Source organism: Nostoc sp. WHI (assembly GCF_015714725.1).
In the GTDB taxonomy this organism is placed as follows: domain Bacteria; phylum Cyanobacteriota; class Cyanobacteriia; order Cyanobacteriales; family Nostocaceae; genus Nostoc.
In genome coordinates, this window is record NZ_WBKM01000109.1 from 23,097 (window position 1) to 49,203 (window position 26,107).

Annotated in this window: 24 protein-coding genes, 1 tRNA gene and 1 pseudogene; 16 read left to right on the forward strand and 10 right to left on the reverse strand. The window is 41.2% G+C overall.

Going from position 1 to position 26,107, the window contains the following annotated elements; translation table 11 throughout:
- Positions 1 to 98: 98 nt before the first annotated feature.
- From F8S12_RS10820 to F8S12_RS10835, 4 genes are all read right to left on the reverse strand, one after another.
- Entirely contained in the window at positions 99 to 2,927 is a 2,829-nt protein-coding gene (locus F8S12_RS10820) for a methyl-accepting chemotaxis protein (RefSeq protein ID WP_196516299.1), read from the reverse strand.
- Between the two features lie 60 nt (positions 2,928 to 2,987).
- On the reverse strand, positions 2,988 to 3,485 hold the full coding sequence (locus F8S12_RS10825) for a chemotaxis protein CheW (RefSeq protein WP_196516300.1): 498 nt from the start codon (positions 3,483 to 3,485) through the stop codon (positions 2,988 to 2,990).
- Between the two features lie 4 nt (positions 3,486 to 3,489).
- A complete protein-coding gene (locus F8S12_RS10830) occupies positions 3,490 to 3,867 on the reverse strand; it encodes a response regulator transcription factor (RefSeq protein WP_196516301.1) in 378 nt (125 codons plus the stop codon).
- A 65-nt stretch (positions 3,868 to 3,932) separates the two neighbouring features.
- Positions 3,933 to 5,000, reverse strand: coding sequence for a response regulator (locus F8S12_RS10835; RefSeq protein ID WP_196516302.1), 1,068 nt, complete (start codon positions 4,998 to 5,000; stop codon positions 3,933 to 3,935).
- A 606-nt stretch (positions 5,001 to 5,606) separates the two neighbouring features.
- Here F8S12_RS10835 and F8S12_RS10840 point away from each other — a divergent pair.
- A pseudogene (locus F8S12_RS10840) lies at positions 5,607 to 5,756 on the forward strand (element excision factor XisH family protein); the annotation flags it as partial.
- A gap of 132 nt (positions 5,757 to 5,888) precedes the next feature.
- On the opposite strand, the gene F8S12_RS10845 reads toward F8S12_RS10840, so the two are convergent.
- From F8S12_RS10845 to alr, 4 genes are all read right to left on the reverse strand, one after another.
- Positions 5,889 to 6,350, reverse strand: coding sequence for a DUF29 domain-containing protein (locus F8S12_RS10845; protein ID WP_196516303.1), 462 nt, complete (start codon positions 6,348 to 6,350; stop codon positions 5,889 to 5,891).
- A gap of 98 nt (positions 6,351 to 6,448) precedes the next feature.
- Positions 6,449 to 6,562, reverse strand: coding sequence for a hypothetical protein (locus F8S12_RS42285; RefSeq protein ID WP_230967938.1), 114 nt, complete (start codon positions 6,560 to 6,562; stop codon positions 6,449 to 6,451).
- Between the two features lie 124 nt (positions 6,563 to 6,686).
- Positions 6,687 to 6,768 (reverse strand) — tRNA-Leu (locus F8S12_RS10855).
- 98 nt (positions 6,769 to 6,866) lie between these two features.
- The gene (gene alr / locus F8S12_RS10860) at positions 6,867 to 8,054 is read right to left on the reverse strand and encodes an alanine racemase (RefSeq protein ID WP_196516304.1); all 1,188 of its coding nucleotides are present in this window, start codon (positions 8,052 to 8,054) and stop codon (positions 6,867 to 6,869) included.
- Positions 8,055 to 8,325: 271 nt separating this feature from the next.
- Here alr and F8S12_RS10865 point away from each other — a divergent pair, with 271 nt between their 5' ends.
- The 12 genes from F8S12_RS10865 to F8S12_RS10920 all read left to right on the forward strand — a co-directional run bounded on the left by F8S12_RS10865 (position 8,326) and on the right by F8S12_RS10920 (position 19,262).
- The gene (locus F8S12_RS10865) at positions 8,326 to 8,823 is read left to right on the forward strand and encodes an HNH endonuclease (protein WP_196516305.1); all 498 of its coding nucleotides are present in this window, start codon (positions 8,326 to 8,328) and stop codon (positions 8,821 to 8,823) included.
- Between the two features lie 614 nt (positions 8,824 to 9,437).
- Entirely contained in the window at positions 9,438 to 10,721 is a 1,284-nt protein-coding gene (locus F8S12_RS10870) for a DHH family phosphoesterase (RefSeq protein ID WP_196516306.1), read from the forward strand.
- A 161-nt stretch (positions 10,722 to 10,882) separates the two neighbouring features.
- A complete protein-coding gene (locus F8S12_RS10875) occupies positions 10,883 to 11,353 on the forward strand; it encodes a DUF29 domain-containing protein (protein ID WP_196516307.1) in 471 nt (156 codons plus the stop codon).
- Positions 11,354 to 11,446: 93 nt separating this feature from the next.
- Complete coding sequence (locus F8S12_RS10880; RefSeq protein ID WP_196516308.1) at positions 11,447 to 12,646, forward strand: hypothetical protein; 1,200 nt, start codon at positions 11,447 to 11,449, stop codon at positions 12,644 to 12,646.
- Complete coding sequence (locus tag F8S12_RS10885) at positions 12,639 to 13,028, forward strand: type II toxin-antitoxin system VapC family toxin (RefSeq protein ID WP_196516309.1); 390 nt, start codon at positions 12,639 to 12,641, stop codon at positions 13,026 to 13,028. The genes F8S12_RS10880 and F8S12_RS10885 overlap by 8 nt, the downstream gene beginning before the upstream one ends.
- Positions 13,029 to 13,179: 151 nt before the next feature.
- Complete coding sequence (sixA, locus tag F8S12_RS10890; RefSeq protein WP_196516310.1) at positions 13,180 to 13,674, forward strand: phosphohistidine phosphatase SixA; 495 nt, start codon at positions 13,180 to 13,182, stop codon at positions 13,672 to 13,674.
- 107 nt (positions 13,675 to 13,781) lie between these two features.
- Positions 13,782 to 14,918 carry a citrate synthase gene (locus F8S12_RS10895; protein WP_196516311.1) on the forward strand — a complete coding sequence of 379 codons (1,137 nt, stop codon included), beginning with the start codon at positions 13,782 to 13,784 and terminating at the stop codon, positions 14,916 to 14,918.
- A 390-nt stretch (positions 14,919 to 15,308) separates the two neighbouring features.
- On the forward strand, positions 15,309 to 16,427 hold the full coding sequence (gene nuoH / locus F8S12_RS10900) for an NADH-quinone oxidoreductase subunit NuoH (protein WP_196516312.1): 1,119 nt from the start codon (positions 15,309 to 15,311) through the stop codon (positions 16,425 to 16,427).
- Positions 16,428 to 16,599: 172 nt separating this feature from the next.
- Complete coding sequence (ndhI, locus tag F8S12_RS10905; RefSeq protein ID WP_196516313.1) at positions 16,600 to 17,184, forward strand: NAD(P)H-quinone oxidoreductase subunit I; 585 nt, start codon at positions 16,600 to 16,602, stop codon at positions 17,182 to 17,184.
- A 172-nt stretch (positions 17,185 to 17,356) separates the two neighbouring features.
- On the forward strand, positions 17,357 to 17,971 hold the full coding sequence (locus F8S12_RS10910) for an NADH-quinone oxidoreductase subunit J (RefSeq protein WP_196516314.1): 615 nt from the start codon (positions 17,357 to 17,359) through the stop codon (positions 17,969 to 17,971).
- A gap of 58 nt (positions 17,972 to 18,029) precedes the next feature.
- Positions 18,030 to 18,335 carry an NADH-quinone oxidoreductase subunit NuoK gene (gene nuoK, locus F8S12_RS10915; protein ID WP_196516315.1) on the forward strand — a complete coding sequence of 102 codons (306 nt, stop codon included), beginning with the start codon at positions 18,030 to 18,032 and terminating at the stop codon, positions 18,333 to 18,335.
- A gap of 6 nt (positions 18,336 to 18,341) precedes the next feature.
- Positions 18,342 to 19,262 (forward strand): NAD(+) kinase, encoded by a 921-nt coding sequence (locus tag F8S12_RS10920; RefSeq protein WP_196516316.1) that lies wholly within the window; start codon positions 18,342 to 18,344, stop codon positions 19,260 to 19,262.
- A 20-nt stretch (positions 19,263 to 19,282) separates the two neighbouring features.
- On the opposite strand, the gene F8S12_RS41615 is transcribed toward F8S12_RS10920, so the two are convergent.
- Positions 19,283 to 19,405: a hypothetical protein gene (locus tag F8S12_RS41615; RefSeq protein ID WP_269144802.1), complete on the reverse strand. Its 123-nt coding sequence runs from the start codon at positions 19,403 to 19,405 to the stop codon at positions 19,283 to 19,285.
- Positions 19,406 to 19,435: 30 nt separating this feature from the next.
- On the opposite strand from F8S12_RS41615, the gene F8S12_RS10925 reads away from it, so the two are divergent.
- Entirely contained in the window at positions 19,436 to 19,699 is a 264-nt protein-coding gene (locus F8S12_RS10925) for a DUF3303 domain-containing protein (protein WP_230967939.1), read from the forward strand.
- 396 nt (positions 19,700 to 20,095) lie between these two features.
- Positions 20,096 to 20,908: a GNAT family N-acetyltransferase gene (locus tag F8S12_RS10930; RefSeq protein WP_196516318.1), complete on the forward strand. Its 813-nt coding sequence runs from the start codon at positions 20,096 to 20,098 to the stop codon at positions 20,906 to 20,908.
- Here the strand turns inward: F8S12_RS10930 and F8S12_RS10935 are convergent.
- Entirely contained in the window at positions 20,899 to 23,943 is a 3,045-nt protein-coding gene (locus tag F8S12_RS10935; protein WP_196516319.1) for a bifunctional diguanylate cyclase/phosphodiesterase, read from the reverse strand. The genes F8S12_RS10930 and F8S12_RS10935 overlap by 10 nt on opposite strands.
- Positions 23,944 to 24,352: 409 nt before the next feature.
- Between F8S12_RS10935 and F8S12_RS10940 the strand changes: the two genes are divergently transcribed.
- Positions 24,353 to 26,020, forward strand: a complete 1,668-nt coding sequence (locus F8S12_RS10940) for a glycosyltransferase family 39 protein (protein WP_196516320.1) — start codon at positions 24,353 to 24,355, stop codon at positions 26,018 to 26,020.
- The last annotated feature ends 87 nt before the right edge of the window (positions 26,021 to 26,107 follow it).

Sequence of the window (26,107 nt, forward strand, 5' to 3'; positions counted from 1 at the left end):
CATTTCTTCCTTTGCGCCTTTGCGCCTTTGCGTGAGATAAAAAAGATGTGGTTAATTTACCTGAAAATAGCTGTAATTAGTTTTAGAGGGTGTTTGACTTAACTAACTTTAAAAGTCTCAACAGTCTCTTGCAACTGCTGGGAAATTTCCACAGTTTGTTGCAAAGATTCGGAAACTTGACGAGAAGAATCGCTAGTGCGCTGTGATATAGCAGCGATATCTTTCATCAATTGGCTAACACTTTGCGATGTTTCTACCTGAGATGCAGTTGCAGTAGAAATTGACTGCACTAAAGAGTCAATTTGACGCGATACATCCAAAATTTGACCCAGACTTTGTTTAGCCTCCTCCACAATGCGGGTACCTTCTACCACTTGGGTAGTGCCTATTTCCATCGCCTGCACCACTTCACTGGTTTCTCGTTGGATATTTTCAACAATTTGTTCAATTTCTTGGGTTGCTGCGGCACTGCGGACTGCTAATTCGCCAACTTCTTCGGCCACGACGGCAAAACCTTGGCCTTCTTCACCCGCACGCGCGGCTTCAATGCCGGCGTTAATGGCAAGCAAGTTGGTTTGAATTGCGATTTGGTTAATCAAGGACACGACGCGAGAAATTTGTTGAGAAGATTCTCCCAAACGTTTCACTTTCTTAGCAGTTTCACCAACAGTTTCGCGCAAAGACAGGATATTTTGGACTGTCAAATCCATCGCGTGTCCACTCTTGGTAGCGGTGTGAGCAGCATGATTAGCAATGAAGGCAGCTTTTTCGGCGCTTTCGGCTACGGCTTGCATGGATTGGGTCATTTGGTCAACAGCATTGAGGGTGCGGTTGATTTCGGCAGATTGGGTGAGTGCTTCTTCTGCTAAGTCGCGGATAGCTCCTTCATTAGAGCCGACGGCAGTATTCACTTGCGTAGCAGCTTGTTTAACTTGGGTAACAATATCTCGGAGGCTTTCGACAATAGAGTTGAAAAAATCGGCTACAGTGCCGATTTCTCCAGCAGTCACGTCTGCACGTACTGTTAAGTCGCCTCTAGCTGCACCTTCTACATCACTGAGCAGTTCTAAAAGTTGCTGTTGCAGTGTTTCTTTTTGATGCCGTTCGTCGTCAGAACCGATAACAGCAACATTCCTGGCTTGTTCTATCTCCTCTAATAACTTTGCTTGTTCTAAGGCATAGCCGACTTGAGTTGCTATCTGTTGAAACAAGTCAATTTCCGGCTGTTGCCAAATACGAGGAGTTTCGCAATGATGAGCAATTAATAAGCCTAAAAGTTGCTCTTGGGCAAGAATCGGTACGATTAAATTAGCTTTGACAGCAAATTTTTCCAACAGTTGCATGTAACTATTGGCATTTTTCAAACTTTGGTCTTGATGAATATTGCTAACCGCTTGCACCTGTCCATCGTGATAATTTTCTATATAACGTTCCCGAAAATAGGGGTCATCAATTTTCACTCCGAGCATTTTGGGCCAATCGCCAGCAACCGATTCAGCAACAACAACGCCATCCCAAGTATTTGGATTCAGACTATAAATAATTACCCGGTCTGTTTTTAGCGATCGCTGAACTTCCTTCACTGCTGCATGATAAATATCTTCAATTTTGAGAATTCTCCGAATTCGTAGGGTAATATCTGCTAGTAATTTTGCCCCTTCAACGTCCAGTTCTTGTTCCTTAACTAAGACTTGTAATTGTTCGGCCATCTGGTTGATATTTGCACTCAATACCCCTAATTCGTCTTCTCTTTCGATTTCCAGACGGGTATTAAATTTACCTTGACCTAGCTTCGCTAATGCCGCAGTCGCATTGAGAATTGGCTGTGTAGTGAGTTTAGCTAACCGAGATGCGATCGCACCAACAATAAATGCTGTCAGTGCTGTACCGATGGCTATAGTCCACAACAATTGTCTTTGCGGCTCAAATACAATTGCTGTGTCTGTAGATAAAAGTACCTGCCAGTTTAAATCAGGTAATCCATCTAGCTTACTGGCTGGTACGTAGCTGACTAGTTCTTGTTTTTTGTAAGTTTTAGGAACTTCTATAAAACTATCTATCTTTTTAGCTGTCAGCAGCTTAGGTAAAGTGCGATACTCTTCCTTCGCCTCCTTCCCCAAAATTTTCTGTTGTGGACTCAAGAAAACTGTTCCCGAAGCATCGAGCAAATGATATTGTTGCCCATTGACTACGTAGTTTTTGATTACTTCCCCTAAAGATTTTACGGGCATACGCGATCGCACCACGCCGATAGTTTGACCCGTAAATGTATTTTTAACAGGTGCAGCTATATAAATATTTATTACACCAGTATTTTTTGCTGCTTCTGGTTTGCTAATGACAGGAATATCTTTTTGCAAAACGTCTTGAAAATAGCTACGGTCTTTTTGATTGTCTAGGGGTTCGCTTGTGGATTGAACAATCAAGTTACCTTGCCGATCAAAAACAGCAACACTGTCATAAGCTTTATAAGCTTTAACAACCCGATCTAGAACTGCTTGCTTTTCTTGAGTAGTGGCACTTCCACTAGCTTGGAGATTTGTCAAAAAAGGCAAACTTGATATTACTTGAATATCACCGTAACGTTCCAACATGAAACGGTTAACTTTATCACTTAAGCCAGTGGCTTCGGCTTGTTGAGATTGAGTAATTTGCTTAGTAATTGATTTGTTGGCAAAACCAAAAGCGATCGCGCCTATGCCTAGTACTGGTATTGTACCGATTGCGATCGCTAAAATAGTCGCTTTCTTAACCAATCCTAGCTTTGTAAAATAAGCAATAGCCTGATTCCAAGAAACATTATTAGCAGTTTCAGTATTAGGCTTATTTGGTAGCTTTACTACAGTCCCAATAGCTTTTTGTGATGAAATCAGTGACGCTCTGTTTTGAGCGCTATTGTTCTTGTTTGTGTCAGTTTTATTAAACATAAAGTAGTTTTCCTAAGTATGTGAATAAGAACACTAAAAACTATTTTTTAGTAATACACCTTAATCACTGCGGAGAATAGAAGACTGTCCAATTGCCTGTGCATCTAATACCAGTAAGGTTTCTTCCTGTTGCACAACGCACCCACATAAATAAGGAACTAAACTGGATGCTACTTGTCCTATAGGAGAATGAATAGCATCAGCTACGAACTTGGTTGTACCTTTTATTTCTTGCACAACTAAGGCCAATACTAATGATTCCACTTGGATAACGATCGCATTGTACTGTCGCGATCGATAATCTAGAGATTCTAAATTGAGCATTCTTGGCAAATCAACTACCCAAATTATCCGACTTCGCCAATTCATTAATCCTAATATACAGGGAGGCATATTGGGCATCGAGGTGATAGATTCAATAGGCACAATAATTGCTTCTTGGGTATGCCTCATTGATAAAACAGCACTAGTCTGTTGATTTAGCTGAAACTTCAGATAACCATCCGCTAAGTTGCTTTGGATTGGTTTTGGAGAAAGAATAATGTTTGTACTAGTCATTGATTCAAATTACCACTGATTTAATAGTACGTAGGAGATGTTCGCGGGTGTAAGGTTTAGTTATATAGGCATCTGCACCTTGCCTCGTCGCCCACAAACGATCAATTTCTTGATTTTTGGAACTACAAATCACAATCGGCACTTTTGCAGTAATCGGATTTCTTCTCAAAGAACGACACAATTCAAATCCACTCATTTCTGGCATTACTACATCAGTAACGATCGCATCTGGTTTTTCTAACACAGCTTTTTCTAAAGCTTCTTTTGCACCACTTGCTTTAATTACGTTGTAACCACTCTCTTTAAGATAATGGCTCATTAATTCCAATTCACTGGGAGAATCTTCTACAATCAGAATTGTGCCAAGCAAAGTCAGGCTCACTATTAAATCTCCTAAAAACTAAATTAAGGCGATTAAATTTGGTTATAGTTATTGGAAATATTAAATTAACCAAGATGCTTAAAAACCATTTTTAGCAATTCTGATTGTGTAAAAGGTTTAGTCAAATATCCTGATGACCTGACCATTTTAGCCTTTGCCCTGTCGATAAATCCTGTTCTACCAGTCACCATAATAATAGGTGTATTTTTAAAAGCTGAATGTTTCCTTAATAAGGAACATAACTCGTAGCCATCTAAACTTGGCATTTCAACATCGAGTAAAATCAGATCAGGCTTACTCCGAAGAATTTGCATTAAAGCTTTTACCGGATCGTTGATTAACACAACTGAAAATGTGTTTTCATCCAAAAAGTGTTTGATGGAATTCAAAACTGTTTGGCTATCATCAATGCAGGCAATTGTATATAGTTTTTTGCCAACAGATGGCTGAGTCGTTTGATTATTCTCAGGAACATCAAAATTGATTGGTTTCGGTAATTTTTGCCCAAGTTTTATTTGTAGCTGCGGCTTAACTTGAGACAGTTGGGTTGTAGATAAAACTTGGGAACCCCCACCAGCCGGAATTGATGATTGGATATTTTGCCGATTTCGTAACTGCTTTTGACAATGTTCAACAAGTAACCGCAAGTCTAGGCGACAAAACTTTGGTAGTTCATCCAAAGAGCTTTCTAGACTGAATTCATAGCTACCTTCTTTTAAACACAGAAATGATTCCAGTACTTCTTTTGCCAATTCGTCTATCAGGTTTCCTGCTTGCACAGAAGTAATATAGTTCTGATTTACTAACCAACAAATAGCTTGGTAATCTGCATTTGGTATTGATTGATGTTCATTCTTCGTCTCAAACATCAGTCGCATCTGCACGCGAGTGGCGCTGTTGAGAGTAAAGATTTGCTGACTCAAGCGTCGCAAGTGACTGTCAAGCCGCTCAAACAGTTTATCTGAATAGGAGGCATAAGTAAGTTTACCGTCCTCTAGATAAATTGACCAAGAAACTATCCCGGTAAATACGCTTAAGCAACCTGTAGCACGCCGACTGGTTAATTGTGCCAAAAGAGATAGCGGATGTAGTTTCTGGAACAACCTGTAGCTACCTATAGGAGTTGTGCTCATTTTGCTTTTACTTCAGCTAAATTCGATCCGTGTAAGCTAAATTTGTGCAGAGTTATTCCACAATTGAAATCAAGTAAAAGGCATTAAACTTTTGTATTTTAAAGTACATCAGTTTACATCTAGATTTGTGGGGAAACTCAACGACAGTAGCGTTATTTCAGATGAGCAAATCTTAGTAAATTCATAAATTGTGATTAATTTACTTACTGTTACTGAGATTTACAAACATCTTTTGAGAATTAAGACATAAAAATGTCAAGACTAGATGAAGCCACTTTCCATTGAGTCACCCCAATCTGACCACAGGAATAATACTGATTTTATATGCAGGGATATATTTGAGCTTCTGTATTTACACTTAAGTAAAATCTATTTTTTAAGCAGTAAGAACTATATGAAGCCACTTTTCATTAAATACCCCTGTTGTGACTACAGGGATAATACTGATTTTTTTGATAAAATAAAACATAATTTACAAGGAATCGTAAGAGTACCAGAAAAAGGCGTGAAATTAACCACATATCCAGGCGAATTTTTCTGGTTGTCCAAAATGTGCGATCGCACATTTTCTTAGCCAATCTCCCGTTAGAGATTTAGAAAATGCATATAGTGGTAGAAATTAAAAGTTTTATTAGTCTATCGAATGTTTCAGAATTTCATATAGCGTTGGGATAGTTTTTAAACTATCGGGATGCATTAGATAAAATTGAACCAGAACGCCAACTTTATTTAGCTGTTCGCGTCCCAATTTATAAAATGAGAAATATTTATGCCATAGCGATCGCCGAATAAACACCCGTTGTGTTTGTTCTCGTTTGTCATCGGCTTTAATTCGCCATTTAAACGCCAATTTACAGATTATGCTGTGGGTTAAATATCGACAATCCACTAATCAGGTAAAAAATCTTCATCTAAACATTCATCGGCAGTAAACGGAGAGTCTACACCGAAAGTATCAAGCGATAAACTAGTTTCATCACTAGCTTGCTTTCTTGCATCTTGATAGCACTCAGTCCAAACTTCCTGGAAATATAGTTTTAAACTAGGACTATCCTTAAAAGTTATTGTCAATCTGCGGCGATGTTCTCTAATAGTTCCTTTCCAACTATTAGAACGTTTTTCTGGCTGGTATTTATATTTTAGTAGATGCATTAATAGAACAACTAAATTACTCGCAAGCGCGTGTTTTTCACTTCTTCCCATGCATTCAATCTCTTCGATCAGATTTTCTAAATCAACCTCAGAAAATCTGCCTTCTTTTAATTGTTTAGCAGTTGTCTCTATCCACAGATAAAAATCTTGGTCGTAAAGATGATAGTTTGTAAATATTGTTGGCTGAGGCGCTGTCATCTAATTTTTGAACCTCCCAGAATCCAACTATTAAGCTTGGTTTAATTCCGTTCTTGCTATGCCGTGATATGTCTCAATATATTGCTTTTAGGCTTATCTCAAGGGGAAGTTGAGACTTGGCAAGTATATGATAGCAAAATCTGTAGCAATCCGATTTGATTTTTGATATTACGCAATAACTGAGCGATCGCAAAGTTAAAAAACACAGACAATAATCTTCTTACGCCAGGGAAGTTTAGCTCTATTGAACTTTCGTGCTTACAGTTGAGGATGAATTAATTCATAAAGCTAAAAATGCATGAGCCAACAGGCTCATGCATTTTTACCTATTCAAAATGCGGATGAAAGGACTTGAACCTTCACTCCTTGCGAAACTAGAACCTAAATCTAGCGCGTCTGCCAATTCCGCCACATCCGCATCAGTTTAACATCTTACCATAAGAAATCATTTATGGCAAGGAAGAGTGAGGATGAGGGAGATGAATTAATAACCAATGCCCCATGCCCCATGCCCAATTACATAACTGCAACACGAGGCAGACGATGCTTGAACCCGCAGAGAATTTCCCAGGAAATAGTATTTAGTTGTTCTGCCCAATCGTCTGCTGAAATTTGTTCTTTTCCTTGTTCTCCTAGTAAGGTGACTATTTCTCCTTCTTGGATATTAGGTATGGCACTCACATCCAGCATCAACTGATCCATCGTAATTGTACCGATTTGCGACACCCTCTGCCCACGAATCAACGCCTGCATTTTGTTGGAAAGACTACGAGGCACACCGTCAGCATAGCCAATTCCCACGACGGCGAGGCGGAGTTCACGCGGGGCAGTAAATTGATGACCGTAGCTGACAGCAGTTCCTGCGGCAATTGTTTTAACTTGGGTAACTCGTGCTTTGAGTTGTAAAACAGGCTTAAGATTGATCGCATTTTGTAAATGCGGTGCTGGGTAGAGTCCGTAAACAGCTAAACCTACTCGCACAATGTTGTAATGCAATGCCGGATCTGTAAGTGCGGCGGCTGAGTTTGCCAAGTGCAAGCAGGGCGGTTGGATTCCTATTGCTTTGATTTGAGCGATCGCTTCCTCAAATCGTTTATGCTGTTCTTCCATTGCCGTAGTGTCAGGATCATCTGCTGTTGCCAAATGCGAATAAATACTGGCAATGGAAAGATGTGGTAAGCGCTGCACTAATTGCACAAATTCGCCAGCTTGCTGCCAATTAGTTCCCAACCTAGACATTCCCGTGTCTAATTTGATATGTACGGGTACAGGCGAACCATAATTCATCGATTCTAGAGTGTCGGAAAATACTAAAGCTTGTTTAGGGCTACAGAGTGTGGGCTGAAGTTTCCAGTGGGCGATCGCATGAATCTGCTCTGGTGTATGAGTTGCCCCTAAAATCAAAATGGGCGCTTCAATGCCGCCTTCTCGCAATTGAATAGCTTCTGGAACTGTAGCGACTCCCAGCCAACTAGCTCCCGATTGGATTACAGTTTGAGCGACTGTTACTGCTCCATGCCCATAGGCATCAGCTTTCACTACTGCCATTAGTTCGGTGTGCGGTGATAACAACTGTACCAGCTGCTGTACATTGTACGACAACGCCCCTAAATCAATTTCTACCCAGGCTCGTTGCGAGAACCACGCGTAGGTGTCGCACTGCTGATTACTAACTACACCAGGGATTTGCTTGCGACTTAACATTTGTACTGACTCCTATCCCACCACGGCTAAACTTCCAAATTATCTATCTATACACGCTCTTAGAAGCGATATCAGATTAAATAGGAAGTTTACCCTTCATTTAAGAATTGATACAAGATGCCTGAAGAAGGAAAGCATGAGCTAAGAGTTTTGCTTACAAACTCCTCACTTAATTCTTTAATTATCTTGAAAGTATAATTTATTGTCGTCTCCATAACAGGGTATATTTGTGTTAATATTTATGTAAAGCTAATACCCTGAGCGCAGATCAATGGGGAAAGTTTTAGTCTTAAACGCCTCTTATGAACCTCTCAATATAACCAGCTGGCGTCGCGCTGTGGTTCTGTTAATCAAGGGCAAGGCAGAACACCTAGAACACAACGGGAAATTCTTGTACTCAGATTTCCCATTGCCGACCGTGATCCGGTTGCGTCATTACGTGCGCGTTCCTTATAAAGAAATTCCTCTGACTCGCCGAAATATATTGCACCGTGACGGTCATGCCTGTCAATATTGTGGTTACACAGGGGATGAATTGACCCTAGACCATGTAATACCGCGATCGCGCGGCGGGGTCGATAGCTGGGAGAACATTGTGACCGCTTGTGTCCGTTGCAATGTCAAAAAAGGCAGTCGCACTCCCCACGAAGCTCATATGCCTTTACGTCATCCCCCCCGCCAACCTTACAGCAGTCTCTATTTTGAGGTCAGCAAACATCTTAAAAGTGGACTGCACCAAGAGTGGCAAAAGTATGTCATTGGTCTTTGACATGACGTAGCTTAGTCCTAGAAAAGTAGAGAAATAGTCACAGGTTCGCGTTCCTGCTTGCTTTTAGCGTTCGCCTAAAGACCAGTTGGACACCTTTAGCTTGAAGAAATTGTGTGTTGAATCAGGTTTGTTCACACATTGTCATACACATTTTCCGGTAAGAGCTAACAATCAGAATTTTTAAATGGCATAGGAAACACGCCTTGTTTGTTAAAAATAATTGTTAATTGCTCAATAGTCACAATAATGAGACCATTGAGGATAAGAATATTTCAAATATCAAGGACAAACCCTAAAGTATAAGATGGAAAGTGTACCCTAAGTCAGACAAAAATCCAAATGATTGAATCTATAGTATGAGGAAAAAAATGAAATTAAGGAAATTATACTGTCAGATGCAGCCTGATATAGAAAACTTTCTTTTTTCTCCACCCTCTAGTGGAATTTAGTTAATTGCTCAATGCTGTTACTGACAAAAAATATACTTAAATATATAGTGTGATGCATTGATATTTTTGCGAAGATCATAATTAATATGGCTAAATTCAAATTCAGTGAGTTGCTGATTGTAGTATTTCTGAATTAATCGAGCCTCACACTTTAAAGAAGTTCCTATGTACTTGAATTCTCCCGTTACTCAATTTGAGAGTTTGTCATTGACCACAGAGCCAAACCCAGAGGAAGCCGAAATAGAGACATCGCCAGTGGAAGTTGTACTTAAAAGTCCTTCATTACCGCCATCGGTAGGTGAAGCAGCTATTTATATTGGTCAACGGAATAATTCCTTAGCACAACAAAAGTCAGAAGAACTGCAAAAAACCCTTCTGGCACACCGACACGATCGCCAACTGGTAATTCTGCAAGATTTTCCTGACCCTGATGCCCTTTCCTGTGCCTGGACTTACCAGTTAATTGCTCAACAATACGATATCAAATGTGAAATCATTTATGCTGGCGCTTTGAGCCACCAAGAGAATATTGCCTTAGTAAAGCTGACTAATTTACCTGTCCAACGCTGGACACCGCAAACCTTAAAAAGCAAAGATTTGTCATCTTATCAAGGTTTTGTATTAATTGATAACCAGGGAACCACTTCGCAGCTACTATCAGCAGTGCAGGAAGCTGGAATTCCCTTAGTGGTGCTCATCGACCATCACAGTTTACAAGGGGAACTCAACTCAGAGTTTGAGGATGTTCGTCCTTATGTACGAGCCACGGCGACAATTTTTACTCAATACTTACAATCGGGATTACTGGCTTTAGATAGTAGCAGAAATCAACACGTCAAATGCGCTACTGCTTTGATGCATGGCTTGCGATCGGATACAAATCGGCTCATGCAAGCGCAAGAAGAAGACTTTATGGCAGCTGCGTATTTAAGTCGATTTTATGACGCCCAACTGCTGAACGCCATTTTACAGGCAAACCGTTCCAAGCGGGTGATGGATGTGATCGAGCGATCGCTAAAAAACCGCATCGTCCAAAATAACTTTTCCATTGCTGGTGTTGGTTACTTACGCTACGACGATCGTGATGCCATTCCCCAAGCGGCTGATTTTCTCGTCACCGAAGAAAACGTCCACACTGCTGTAGTTTATGGCATTGTTCACGATGAAGATGAAGAACTGGAAATAGTCATCGGCTCCCTGAGAACCACCAAACTCACCCTTGATCCTGATGAATTCATCAAAGAAGCCTTTGGACAAGATAGCGCAGGGCGCTTTTTCGGCGGTGGAAGGACAAGCGCAGGCGGTTTTGAAATCCCGATGGGTTTCTTATCTGGCACTAACGAAAATTCCGCCTATGCGAAAATGAAATGGGAAGTATTCGATGCTCAAATTAAGCAAAAACTGCTGAGGTTAGTTAACCCTAGAGATAATCCAATTCAGTCCGAGTAAAGGAAGAGGATAAGGCGAAGTCTTAACTCATGCTGGAGTCAAAGTGTTTGGTTATATGAGGGCGTTATTATAATCCTAAACTCAACACCTTCAAATTGACAGAGGCTGAACTGAATGAGGATTTAGTTCGTGCCTAATGTTATTTGTGAAGGAAGAATGCCATGAAGATTATAGAATTGCAAATGTTACAAACTCTGTATGAGCAAGATTTTTATGCTTGGGTAGAGCAGACAGCAGAGCTTTTGCAATTGCACCACTGGGAAACGTTGGATTTAGAACACTTAATTGAAGAAGTGGTGGACTTGGGTAAGAGTCAACAACGGGCGTTGCAAAGTGCGTTGCGGTTGGTGTTGTCGCATTTGTTGAAGTGGAAGTATCAACCCGAACGTCGTAGTCACAACTGGCAAGTGACCCTTACCCGTGAGCGACTGAATATGGATGAATTGCTGCAAGAAAGTCCTAGCTTGCGGCGTTTTTTAAATGATGCCGAGTGGATTAATACTACTTATCAGCGATCGCGGCGAGAGGCGATAGTAGAAACTGGTTTATTAGAGGATGAGTTTGCGATCGCCTGTCCCTTTTCTGTTGATGAAATTTTAGACTTAGACTTTTATCCTAACGCTGACGAATAACCATGTAGAATTTTTGTATAAGTATAGATATGCTCCAGGTAAAGAGTGTGTTTATGTAAAAATAAGTAAATCTCAACCATTGGAAAAATACTTATGACTAACAATACTGAAATTCTATACGATGAAAAAGTGAAATCTCTGGCACAGAAGTACGAAAGTCAAGGATTTCATGTTTTAACTGGACTCAAAACAGATGAATTACCATTTGATTTGGGTAACTACCAGCCAGATTTAATCGCGATTAAAGACGGTTCAGGTTTAGTAATTGAAGTAAAAAACAGCCTCAGCCGTCTGTCGGTTGATCGTTTACAAGTTTTAGCAGAAGAAGTGAGCAAACATCCAGGCTGGCGTTTTATATTGGTAACGTTTGAAGACATAGAAGCCAAGTCATTACCTGGAACATCTGAAGAACTTCCTTCATGGCAAGAACTAAAGGAGCAGTTTGACCAAGCACATAAACTTACTGAAAATGAGGAAATTCAGTCTGCTTTTCTTTGTTTAGGGAATATTTTTGAGAATGCTTTAAGAAAGCGAGCAATCGATGTGTCAATTCCTATTGAACGTTTCCCAGTTATAGGTTTAATCAAACATCTGTACTCTTTAGGAGAGTTATCAATCTCTCAATTCGACCTTGCTCAAGCTTGTTTGGAAGTTAGTAATCGTGTTGCTCATGGATATATTGAAAACCTAAATTTGCCATTGGTATATAATTTGGATAATTTGGTTAGTGAATTGTTAACTGAATGGAAAGTAAAATTCGATATTAGTCAACTTTCATCAGAGAATCTAGCTGCTTTTCATACCTGGCTTGCCGAATTCGATGCAGCAGACTGGGATAAACGACAACAATTAAGGCTAAATTTAACAAATCAGATAATCCCTTTTTTACTACTAGAATCAAATGAAAATTTAAGAAATGAGAAATTAAACTTAAAAAACAAACCGCTTATAAATGTCGAATCGGATGTTAGTGGCCTTTCACCAGAGGCTCTGGCTAATTTTCGTGCCTGGTTTACGGAATTCTATCCAGTAGCCTGGGATAAACAGATTGAAAAAGATGTGACTCAAGAAGAAACCCTATTGTCTATTACTGACAGTAAAACCTTAGAACCTTTAACTGACCTTGACTCCTGGACTCAGAGTTTAATAGGTGTAATCCAGCTAGAAGAAGAAAATCCGACAGAAAATAATGATAGCTTTATTGGGATGTGGAGCGATCGCCAAGATTTAGCTGATAGCAGTGCTTGGGTGCGCGGTGTTAGAGACAATGAGTGGTCAAAGTTGCATGACTAACTCAACCATCGTTGATACTGATATTCTAATTGATGCTGGTCGCGGTGTTATCGAAGCAGTAACCTGTTTGCAAAATCTGAAAGCGAGTTCTAGCTTGATAATTAGCATAATCACACAAATGGAACTAATAGTTGGTTGTCGTAACAAAGCAGAACTACAAACACTAGAAAATTTTCTCAAGCAGTTTTACATCATTAAGATTGACCAGGCTGTATCTGACACAGCAGTTGATTTATTGCGGTCTTATCGGCTAAGTCATAATTTGCACATTCCTGACAGTCTCATTGCAGCTACAGCAATAATATCGAATTACCCGTTTATTACAAAAAACCAACGGGATTACAAATTTATTCAAGTTTTAAATCTATTGGCATATCCATAATACTTAGAACATCTAACGCCGCGTTGCACCGGACAGATGGCAGATCAACGAATACGTAATAATGATTAAGATTAGGATAAGTTAACTTACATCAGGTGTAACTCCTAACTCAGTAAGGGTAACGCCCCGTTACAGTCACAAAATTCAAAGTATGGAATTATATTTAATTCGTCATGGCATCGCCGAAGATCAGGGATTAGGCATCAAGGATGAGGAGCGCAGCCTTACCAAAGAAGGGCGGCAAAAAACTGAGCAAGTCGCCCAGAAACTTGTTAAGTTAGGTTTAAATTTTGATTTGATTGTCACCAGTCCCTTAGTGCGTGCCCGCCAAACAACTGAAATCCTCATAGCAGAAAAACTAAGCTCTCATTTAGAGGAATCTAGCCACCTCGCCCCCGATGGGCAAATTTCTAATTGGCTCCAAGACTGGTTAGAGCCAAGGAATTATTCACAAAATACCCAATTAGCGCTGGTTGGACATGAACCAGGTTTGACTAGTTGGGCGGAAATTCTTCTATGGGGGGAAGTAAAAGCAAGCTTAGTCTTGAAAAAAGCAGGTATGATTGGGATAAAACTACCAGAAACAGGTTCTCCTCTGGGTCGTAGTCAGATGTTTTGGTTGACACCACCCAAGTACCTGCTGTAACAGTTTTTCAACATTTCTGATTGTTGTTAGAACGGCTACTGTTATGGCGACAATAATTTCTGGTAAGTTAGCTTAATCAGACATTTCAACAAGTAAATGGTGTTGCCATGATGGTGTGCGAATACAAGCCTGGTTTAGAAGGCATTCCCGCCGCCCAATCAAGTATTAGTTATGTTGATGGGCAAAAGGGACTACTAGAATATCGTGGCATTCGGATTGAGGAACTAGCAGAAAAAAGTACATTCCTCGAAACTGCTTATCTTCTAATCTGGGGTGTACTGCCAAGCAAGGAAGAACTGGAAACATTTGAGCATGAAGTTCGTTACCACAGGCGGATAAAGTACCGCATTCGGGACATGATGAAATGCTTTCCAGAAAGCGGCCACCCAATGGATGCCTTGCAAGCCTCTGCTGCTGCTTTAGGCTTGTTTTATTCGCTCCGGGATTTACATAATCCTGTCTATATTCGAGATTCGGTCGTGCGCTTGATAGCAACCATTCCCACAATGGTAGCGGCGTTCCAGTTGATGCGAAAAGGCAATGACCCGGTACGTCCCCGTGATGACTTAGACTACTCCGCCAACTTTCTATACATGCTCGATGAGCAAGAACCCGACCCTTTGGCGGCGCGAATTTTTGATATCTGCTTGATACTTCACGTCGAGCATACAATGAATGCTTCAACTTTCAGTGCCAGGGTGACAGCTTCTACCCTAACTGATCCTTACGCTGTGGTTGCTAGTGCGGTGGGAACCTTGGGAGGGCCTCTGCATGGTGGAGCCAATGAAGAAGTGATTCAGATGTTGGAAGAAATTGGCTCTGTGGAAAATGTCCGTCCTTACATAGAGAATTGTCTGGAACGCAAATCTAGGATTATGGGCTTTGGACATCGTGTTTATAAAGTAAAAGATCCACGAGCCACGATTTTGCAAAAATTAGCCGAACAGTTGTTTGAGAAGTTTGGGTATGACAAGAACTATGACATTGCCCAAGAAATGGAACGAGTGGTAGAGGAAAAACTCGCCTCAAAAGGGATTTATCCAAACGTTGACTTTTACTCAGGCTTGGTGTATAAGAAAATGGGTATTCCCACAGACTTGTTTACGCCAATATTTGCGATCGCCCGCGTTGCCGGTTGGCTAGCCCACTGGAAAGAACAACTAGCAGAAAACCGGATTTTCCGTCCTACCCAGGTTTACAACGGTCTGCACGAAGTTACTTATACCCCCATTGACCAACGTTAATTGGGCATTGGGCATTGGGCATAGGGCATTGGGCATTGGGCATTGGGCATAGGTCAAAAACGATTCCCAACTCAGCACTCGACACTCACCACTCGGCACTATTTGGGCGGTCTTCACAGATCACATCACTGCATAAGTCCTGAAATATATACTCTCTCCGTGTCCTCTTCTGCGGGTTTTATTAGCCAATCTCAATGCCAATCATAAGTAGAAGTTCTCATCTCGCTTCAGAGTGCTCAAACCATCCAAGGATATACTAGGCATGGGAACTGGCAACAAATCTTCAATCAGGTATCATCTGGGCAAAAATTATAAACAGGTGAATTTGCAGGTATTAATTAAATTAATAATTGTAACTCACCATGACTTGATGTCTTAGAGAGCAGAAATATGAATTCAGGAATTGACCTCCAAGGAACTTTTATTGAATCCCTAATGGATTTAGGTATACCAGGCGGGACAGCCAAAGCAATTTGGATGCCACTGCCAATGGTACTAATGCTGATTGGGGCAACAGTGGGGGTTTTAGTTGCGACTTGGCTAGAACGGAAAATTTCTGCCGCCGCACAGCAGCGAATTGGGCCAGAATACCAGGGGCCTTTTGGGTTGCTGGTACCTGTAGCGGATGGTTTGAAGCTGGTATTTAAAGAAGATATAGTACCAGCTAAATCTGACCCCTGGCTGTTTACCCTCGGCCCAATTATTGTTGTAATTCCGGTGTTTCTGTCGTTCCTGATCGTTCCCTTTGGGCAGAATATCGTAATTAGCAATGTGGGCATGGGCGTATTCTTGTGGATTGCCTTGTCAAGCATTCAGCCCATTGGCTTGCTGATGGCTGGCTACGCATCTAATAACAAATACTCCCTCTTAGGAGGGTTGCGGGCAGCAGCGCAATCTATTAGTTATGAAATTCCTTTGGCGCTGGCGGTGTTGGCGATCGCTATGATGTCTAATAGCCTCAGCACCGTTGATATTGTCAATCAACAGTCTGGCTACGGCATCCTGGGCTGGAACATTTGGCGACAACCAATCGGTTTCCTGATTTTTTGGATAGCCGCCTTAGCTGAATGCGAACGATTACCCTTTGACTTACCCGAAGCAGAAGAAGAACTAGTAGCAGGCTATCAGACTGAATACACAGGCATGAAATTCGGTCTGTTCTACCTGGGTTCTTACGTTAACTTGATCCTTTCTTCCCTACTAGTAGCAATTCTCTACCTGGGCGGTTGGGACTTTCCCGTTCCCCTCAACCTCATAGCTAGTTGGGTGGGAGTTAGTGAAGCAAACCCCGTGTTCCAGATAGTAACTGCTGCTTTGGGTATCACCATGACCGTACTCAAAGCCTATTTACTAGTGTTTGTCGCTATCCTGTTGCGCTGGACAGTGCCACGGGTACGGATTGACCAACTGTTAGATTTAGGATGGAAGTTTTTGTTACCAGTTGGTTTGGTTAATCTTTTATTAACCGCCGCCCTGAAACTAGCCTTTCCCTTCGCTTTTGGTGGGTAAACCAATTTTAGATTTTAGATTTTAGATTTTGGTGAGGCAGTGCGGTCTTCTCCCAAGGGGAGACGCTAAAAGCGATAGCGCAGCGTTAGCGAGTCATCGAGCGTCACCCGGAGGGATTGAATCTAAAATCTAAAATTCAAAATCCAAAATTTAAAAGAGAGAGTGAAACACAATGCTAAAGTTCCTGAAACAAGTTGGTGATTACGCCAAAGAAACAGTACAAGCTGCGCGTTACATTGGTCAGGGACTTTCTGTTACCTTCGACCACATGCGGCGGCGTCCGATTACCGTACAATACCCTTACGAGAAACTGATTCTTGGCGAACGGTTTCGCGGTAGAATTCACTTTGAATTTGATAAGTGCATCGCCTGCGAAGTTTGTGTTCGCGTTTGTCCAATTAACCTGCCTGTAGTAGATTGGGAATTCGACAAAGCCAGCAAAAAGAAAAAACTCAACCACTACAGCATTGACTTTGGAGTTTGTATCTTTTGCGGTAATTGTGTGGAATATTGCCCCACTAACTGTCTATCCATGACAGAAGAATATGAGCTTGCCACTTACGATCGCCATGAATTGAACTATGACAGCGTAGCCCTCGGTCGTTTGCCCTATAAAGTAACAGACGATCCAATGGTTACACCACTGCGCGAACTTGTTTACCTACCCAAGGGCATCCTCGAACCACATGGACTGCCCGCAGATGCGCCCCGTGCGGGTGCGCGTCCAGAAGACCTTGTGGAACAAACGGAAAAATAAATAAATGTCATTTGTCCTTTGTCCATTGTCATTTGTTATTTGACCAATGACCAATGAGCAATGACCAATGACTAATGACCAATGACCATGCAAATTTTAGATTTTAGATTTTTCTTTCAATCCAAAATCTAAAATCCAAAATCCAAAATTGATTGACTAAGGACAAAAAACAGTGAATCTAGCGGAAGGAGTACAGCTTGTATCCCTTGGCATACTGGGCGTGATGATGATTGGGGCGGCCATTGGTGTGGTGCTGTTCTCCAACATCGTCTATTCTGCCTTTATGCTGGGGGGCGTGTTCATCAGCATAGCGGGAATCTACCTGTTGCTGAATGGTGATTTTGTTGCAGCTGCACAAATATTGATTTACGTTGGAGCGGTTAACGTGTTGATTTTGTTTGCCATTATGTTGGTGAACAAGCGGCAGAATTTTGTCCCATTTCCTAACTCTTGGGTGCGGAAAGTACTAACGGGTATAGTCAGTGTAGGATTGTTTGCTCTTTTAAGTACAATGGTGCTGGCTACTCCTTGGGCTTACTCAACTCCTCCTGTGGTGGGTGGTGAAAGTTCTATAGTTTTGATTGGAGAGCATTTCTTCACTGACTTTTTACTGCCTTTTGAACTGGCTTCCATTTTGCTGCTGATAGCGATGGTAGGAGCAATTATTTTGGCGCGTCGGGAATATTTGCCAGACCAATTGACATCATCCGATCTACGGCAAACTGTTTTGACTTTGCAAGAACGCCCTAGAGAACTGGTATCAACAACCAGCGAAACAAAAGAGTAAGATTTGTGACTTAATTCCCAAATAAACAGCCAGATTTTCAGGAGGGATACTCAGATTCATGCAACTCCAGTACTTTTTATTACTAGCAGCAGCTTTGTTCTGTATCGGCATCTATGGTGTAATTACCAGCCGTAACGCTGTGCGGGTGCTGATGTCAATTGAGTTACTGCTCAATGCTGTTAATCTGAATTTAATGGCATTTTCCAACTTTCTTGACTCAACATTAATTAAAGGTCAGGTTTTCACAGTGTTTGTGATCACCGTGGCGGCGGCCGAGGCGGCGGTAGGTTTAGCGATCGTGCTTGCCATTTATCGCAACCGCGATACCGTCGATATGGAGCAGTTTAATCTCCTGAAGTGGTAACTGTGCGTGCAACTCAAGCAGGTAATTATTGCTTATAAAGCGCGGGATGCCCGGAGTAAAGAACGGGCAGAAATCTGTGCTAAACAACTCGAAAATCGTGAATGTCACGTGTTGATGGGGCCTAGCGGGCCGAAAGACAACCCTTATCCCGTCTTTTTGGCTTCAGCTACTCAACCAATCGATCTGGCTTTGGTATTCGGTGGTGATGGTACTATTTTAGCTGGTGCCAGACACTTAGCCCCAGCTGGCATCCCAATTCTGGGAGTGAATGTGGGAGGTCATTTGGGGTTTTTAACTGAATCGGTGGACGAGTTTCAGGATACGGAGAAAGTTTGGGATCGGCTGTTTGAGGATCGCTATGCTATCCAACGACGGATGATGTTACAAGCGGCGGTGTATGAGGGTCATGGGTCTAATTTGGAACCAGTCAGTGAGCGTTACCTGGCTTTGAATGAATTTTGTGTTAAACCTGCCTCTGCTGATCGGATGATTACCTCAATTCTCGAAATGGAAATTGACGGTGAGGTAGTCGATCAATACGTCGGGGATGGGTTAATCATTGCTACTCCCACAGGTTCTACTGGTTACACCGTTTCTGCCAATGGGCCAATTATCCACGATGGGATGGAGGCGATTACCATCACTCCTATTTGTGCAATGAGCCTTTCTAGTCGCCCCCTGGTTTTACCCCCTGGTTCTGTGGTGAGTATTTGGCCTTTGGGCGATTACGATTTGAGTACCAAGTTGTGGACAGATGGGGTTTTGGGGACTTCAATTTGGCCGGGACACCGCGTTGATGTGCGGATGGCAGATTGTCGGGCTAAATTTATTATTTTGCGCGAGAACAATTCCTACTATCAGACGCTGCGGGATAAGTTGCTTTGGGCAGGTACAAGGGTTCACTACAGCAATAATCACCGGAATTGATTAAGTATTTTACAGTGCATTTACGGCAGATTGCGATAGTGTAGGCGATCGCCACAGGCATCGCCACTAGAATTATCCAAGCCCCTGGATTCATCCGGGGGCTTTCTCAAGGGAAGCAGAGGAAGAATTAGAAAGAGATTCAACTTATATAATCCAAAGCTAATATGCTTTACATGATTATTGAACACTTTAAAAATGAAAACCCTCTGCCCGTATATCGTAGGTTTCGGGATCAAGGTCGTCTTGCGCCTGAAAGATTGATCTACATTTCAAGCTGGGTCGATCAGAAAATGCATCGTTGTTACCAGCTAATGGAAACGGATGACCCAACGTTGATTGAACAGTGGATTGCTAACTGGAATGATATTGTTGAGTTTGAAGTCTATGAAGTGGTTACATCCAAAGAAGCTGCTGAACGTGTTGCTCCTTTGCTTTAGATTCGTGTTGAGCAGATCACATAGTATTTCTATCAGCAATCATGCGATCGCTTTGAGCCTGGGACGATGAATCGAATGATAAATGCTGATTTTTAACTTTGGTTTTGGTCAGGACTAATTTAAATGCGGCCGCCCTGATTTTGATATTTTTAACTGATTTGCATTCATAGCCTATATCAAAGGAAAATTTTGTATCTTATTGCCAGATTTTTTGGGAATTAATGTCCATAATAAAAGTACTCTATCCCTAATCCAAGAGAGTAAAAAAGCTCTCTTGAGGTTCTTTTATCGAAAACCGTCCCAATCACGCTTCGACACATTAATGCATAATGTCAGCTATTTGTATAGCACCTAAATCCTAGTAGGATATTTTCGCAAATCTAAGTAGGAAGATAGATGGAAGTTTCTGGACGTAACATCAATTACCAGCTGAATCCTCTTCCCCCCCTTGAAAACTTTCCCGTCCTTGAAACTGAAAAATATATCCTACGGCTTGCCTCAACTGAAGAAGAATTAGAATCAATTTTTCGGTTGCGCTTTGAAGTTTTTAATCTTGAACTTGGCTTGGGATTTTCTGCTTCTAACTTTACCCAGATGGATATAGATAAGTTTGATGAGGTTTGCCATCATTTGATCCTGATCTCCAAACAGACGGATAAAACGATTGGAACTTATCGGATGCAAACCTATACAATGGCTTCTCAAAGACTAGGTTTTGATGCTGCCGACATATTTAATCTTAATGCGATTCCCGATTCTGTGCTTCAGGCATCAGTGGAAGTTGGACGTGCATGTATATCTAAAGAATACCGTAATATTCAGGCACTTTTAATACTTTGGGAAGGGCTGGTAAATTATCTCATTTGGAGTAAAAACCAATATTTCTTTGGCTGTGGATCATTACTAACACAATGTCCTTGGCAAGCTACTTGCGCTTATGATTATTTTCAGCAAAATGGCTTGATACATCCAAGTATTTTGGTTTATCCAAATTCACAATCTTGTCTAGAACTACCTCAAAATAGTCCAGATTTATGTAATGTTGAGATTCCTAAAATTTTGCAGGCATACTTGAATATCGGAGCCAAAATATGCAGCCTTCCAGCTATTGATCGGCAGTTTAAGACTATTGATTTTTTAACTATATCTAATATTGCAGACTTTGCCAGATGGCGTTATCCAAATCCGCTCAAAAACCCTTACCACTGAGGATTTGTTAAGATTAATGCCACTGCTGCCGCGTTATCCAACGGACACGAGAAAAAATATCCTTGTCCACATTCACAGTTCAACTTTCTCAGAAGTGCTAGCTGCTCTTTTGTCTCTACCCCTTCAGCAGTTACATCTACACCTAATTTGTGTGCCAGTGTGATAATTGTCTCAATAATTTCTAAATTCCTGCCGTTATCATCCATCGGGCTGACGAAGGAACGGTCAATCTTCAACATACTAATCGGAAAGCTATGGAGACGGCCTAATGAAGAGTAGCCTGTACCGAAATCATCAATTGATAACTCAATGCCCATCTTCTGAAGTTTTGAGAGTGCGACATTTCCCTCATCGCCATTTTCCATAATTGCACTTTCAGTAATTTCTAACATGAGATTACCAGCATCAAGACCAGTCGAGTGCAAAATTTTCCCAATCTGCTCAATCAAATCCGGTTGAGAAAATTGCTTGACTGAAAGATTGACGCTGATTTTTTCTAACGAGTTTGTATAATGGCTCACCCTCCAGGTTTGCATCTGGCGGCACGCCTCATGTAGTGCCCAGTAGCCAATCTCGACAATCAGCCCGGTTTCCTCTGCAAAGGGGACAAAATCTGTTGGCAAAATCAGACCACGCTCTGGATGCTGCCAGCGCAGCAGAGCTTCAAAACCTAAAATTCTGCCATTAGTGAGGGAAACAATCGGTTGGTAATAAACCTGAAACTCGTGGCGTTCGATCGCTCGGCGCAGATCGGTCTCTAACTGCAATCTGGCTAGAGCATTAGTATACATCTCTGGGTTGAATATTTCATAGCGAGCTTTGCCTAGCGCCTTAGCTCGGTACATAGCCGTATCAGCGTCCCTTAACAAGTTTTCTGGTTGGTCATAGTCTACTGTCGAACTCAGGGCGATGCCAATACTTGCCGTTGTAAATACTTCTTGCCCGTCAAGCTCAAGGGGTAATGTCAATTCTTGTTGAATTCGCTCTGCTACCTTGATCGCATCTGACAGATTCTGAATTTCGTCAAGGAGGATTGTAAATTCGTCTCCCCCAAGCCGTGCGGCTGTATCCGTGGAGCGTATGCATACTCCTAATCTATTTGCAATAGCAAGGAGAAATTGATCTCCTTTTAGGTGTCCGAGACTGTCATTAATCACCTTAAACCGATCCAGGTCGAGAAATAGTACAGCAAATAAATAATTCTCCTGCCGTTTGGCTCGCTGGAGTGTTTGTTTTAAGCGCTCCATAAAGAAAGCTCGGTTTGGTAAACCTGTCAGTGCATCGTGAAACGCATTATGTAGCAACTGTTCTTCTGCGCGTTTGCGCTCGGTAATATCATGGGTGATTCCCAGAATCTGATGAATTTCCCCATGTTCATTTAAAAGTGGCACGTAGGTGACTACTATAGTGAAAGGTTCAGAATTAGGCAAACTGATCGTGCATTCTCCGGTTTGCAAGGTGCGTGTCTCCACAGTTTGTCGCAGGATTGGTAAATAGGTATCTACGACCAACGGCGGGAATAATTCTTCGTCTGTGTTACCAAGAAATGCTTCCTGAGAATAACCACTGCGCTTAACTCCGAAAGCATTGACAAACTGAAACCGCCGCTCGGCATCATAAATCACAAATGTATCAGGGATGTTTTCAATTGCCAATCGAAATCGCTCTTCACTAAGGTGTAGCGCCTCTTCTGCCTGCTTACGCTCGTTAATTCCAGCTTCTAACTGTCTGTTAGCCTCTATGAGTCCAGCAAATGACTGTTGTAATTGAGTAGCCATTTGATTATGAGCCTGAGCGAGGACTCTTACTTCGTTAATACCCTCTACTGCAACGGTTTGGTCTAACTTCCCATTAGCGATTTCCTTGGAGGCAAAGCTCAAGCTGAGAATTGGTTGAGTAATCCAATGAGAAGTAATTACTCCTGTGAATGTAGCCAGTATCAATGCTCCTAAACACAGCAAAATAGTGGTTTGAGTGTTGGCTTCAATATGCCCCATAAAGTCGGCTTCTGGAACCACCACGATAATCACCCAATTTAGCCCACAGTCGGCTGCGAAGGGCATTAACTGTACAAATTGCCGCTTGCCATCAATTTTAAATTCTAGCTGCTGTCTAGAATCAATGTTTCTAAAGTTACCAAAATGTGACTGCAAATACTGTGTTGTCAGATGAGTGATCCGATCGCTGCTGGCGATCGCTCTGAGCCGTTTATATGTCTTTTTTTCTGCCTTATAACTCAGGATAAAAGGTTGCTCTGCCGTTGAAGTTGCTACCAACTCTCCAGAATGCTCGACAATAAATGTCTTTCCTGAGCGACCAATCTTTAAACTGTGCAAAAACTCACTTAGTTGCGAGAGAGATAACGTTGCATTCGTAACTCCAAGCAAAGTACCTGTCTGGTTATAAAGAGGTTGGGTTGCGCTGAATGCTAGCCCTGATGAAGAGAAATACGAATAAATTTCTGTGCAAGTAAGTTTATCTGCTTTCACTGCATTTGTGTACCAGGGGCGAGTCCGAGGATCAAAGGTTTTGTTAACTTGAATTAACTTGCGAAGATTACCTTGATTATCAGTGGTGTAAGTATAGTAATTATTACCCGTTGATTGATCTCTTTTTCGGATGACTAATGAACCATTGTTAAGGCGATCAACCGAATGAATTTCTCCTTGTGTACTTGCAAAAGCTATCGGGTTTAAGGGCTTGAATAACTGCATTTGATGCCATAAATGGCGTTGTAAACTTTTTGGATCTTTTAAACTTAACTCACTAAGATAGACAGAATTGGCGTTAATCTTAGTAACGAGTTGGGGGGTTTCTATGTAATCGGTAACATATTGATGAATCAGAGTTGTAACTTCATTTCGCAGCTGAGTAGCAACCTCATTAACAGCTTTCTGACCATTTTTTAAAGAGAAGAATGCTGTTAACCCTACAGCAGCAGAGATTTGTAAAACGAAAGGTACTACAAGAGCTACACGGAGTGGCACTCTCAATAACCCTTTTGGAATCAAACGCAAGAAATTCTGCTGTGACATCTGTGCGATCTTAGCCGAGAATTGTCAAGAAACTTTCTGATCTCTCTTATATGTGTATCGATTAAATCACTACCGAAAATATAAATATAGTTTCCAACTCTGATGCCTTGACAGTAACTTACTTTTGACTCCCAAGATGTAAAAATGTTGGTTTAACTTACATGGTAAGCCCAGATAAAGTTCCATTCAGAGTATTTTACACTACATTCGGATCTCAGTTTCAAAACCAAGTCCAGTTTTGCGGGATTTGATACAACCTTGCTCCATTCTTTTCGTAGTTAATAAAGGAGAGGTGTTGATTCAATACAGTTCGATTAAGGTTTTTTGATGAAAATTCTAGATCGGAAAGATGCGATAAATCGCCGTCACGACGAAAGATTGATTATTAAACTTTTTGGGAAACCCACTTATGCGCCATCTCAAATTTGCTCCGAGTTGGTTGCGGTTTTTAATTATTTTCTTATTGGCGATGAGTATATTGTTTCGCTTTTTTAACCTTGATGGCAAAGTTTACTGGAATGATGAAATTTATACTTCATTGCGGATTTCTGGTTACACAATAACTGAAGTGAAACAGCAAATTTTTAATGGTCGTGTTATTGCCGAAGAAAGTTTTGTCCAGTTTCAAGGTGTAAATCCAGAAAAAAGCTTAAATGACACAATTATGTCTTTGGCAAAAGTAGATTCTCAACATCCACCTTTATATTACGTAATAGCTCGATTTTGGATGGAAATTTTTGGTAATTCTGTGACGGCAATCAGAAGTTTATCTGCTTTTATCAGCTTGCTAGTTTTTCCTTGTGTTTATTGGTTATGCCGAGAATTATTTAATGTGCCGTTATCGGTTCCTGGTGTAGCGATCGCACTTATGGCTATCTCTCCAATTCACCTAGTATACGCCCAAGAAGCACAAGAATATATTCTTTGGTTAGTCACCATTTTACTATCCAGTGCGTCTCTGCTGCGAGCAATGCGACTGGAATCAGAAGATAAAGATGAGCTATCAAAAAAACGACAACGACCAGATATATTCGCTATATGGAGCATTTATACAGTAACTTTAGCCATCAGTCTTTATACATTTCTGTGGAGTGGATTTGTAGCAGTTGCTCATGGAATTTATGTGATAATCATTGCCAAATTTCAGTTGACTGAAACTGTAAGAACTTATCTACTAGCATCACTGTTAGGTTTTTTAGCCTTCATGCCTTGGATGGTAGTTGTGATGGGTGACTTTTTTCAATTTTTGATTTCAGGGGAGAAGGCAACAACGCAGTTATCTTTAATGCCTATAATTCCATTTTTACTGATGCAGTTAAGCCGAATTTTTTTTGATATAGGTCTTAGATCAGAAAATCCCCTGACTTATTTAATTACACCAATTTTCTTAACTTTGGTAGGATATTCTCTTTATTTTCTTTGCATAACCACTAATTATAAAGTCTGGTTGTTTATCATCACATTAATTGTAGTGCCAGCCCTGCCTCTCATCCTACCAAATTTAATTACTGGGGGTATACAATTATTTAGTGAACCATATTTTATACCATCTTATTTAGGCATTCAATTAACTGTTGCCTACTTAATAGCTACGCAACTATATAATGGGAGCGGGTCACGTCGGAGCATTTGGCACATAATCATGGTATTTGTGATTATTTGTGGTCTGGTTTCTTCTAAAGTGAGTTCCCAAGCAGAAACGTGGTGGAATAAGGGTATGAGCTATGGCAATCCACAAGTTGCCCAAATTATCAATCAGACTACTCGGCCACTTTTGATTAGTGATGCTTTAGGCAATAATTATGGGAATGTTTTTTCTCTAAGCTATCTTTTAAAACCAAAAGTACGATTTCTGTTGGTGAACAATCAAAAAACTCCCAAAATTCCTGATGGCTTTTCTGATGTTTTTTTACTTAATCCTTCAGATAATTGGCGCGAAACAATAGAAAAAAAGTATAAATTAAAGACAGATATTGTTTATGGTGACAACTATTATTCTGTTTGGAAATTAACTAAACCTCGTAACTCGCGCCAACGTGAGATTCCACGTAAGAATAAATTCTCTGACGGTTTGTAGTGTGATAAGGTGGTGCATGTTAGATGCCTCACGCAGAGACGCAGAGGCGCAGAGAAAGAGTCGATAATTGTGTACAATTTATTGTGA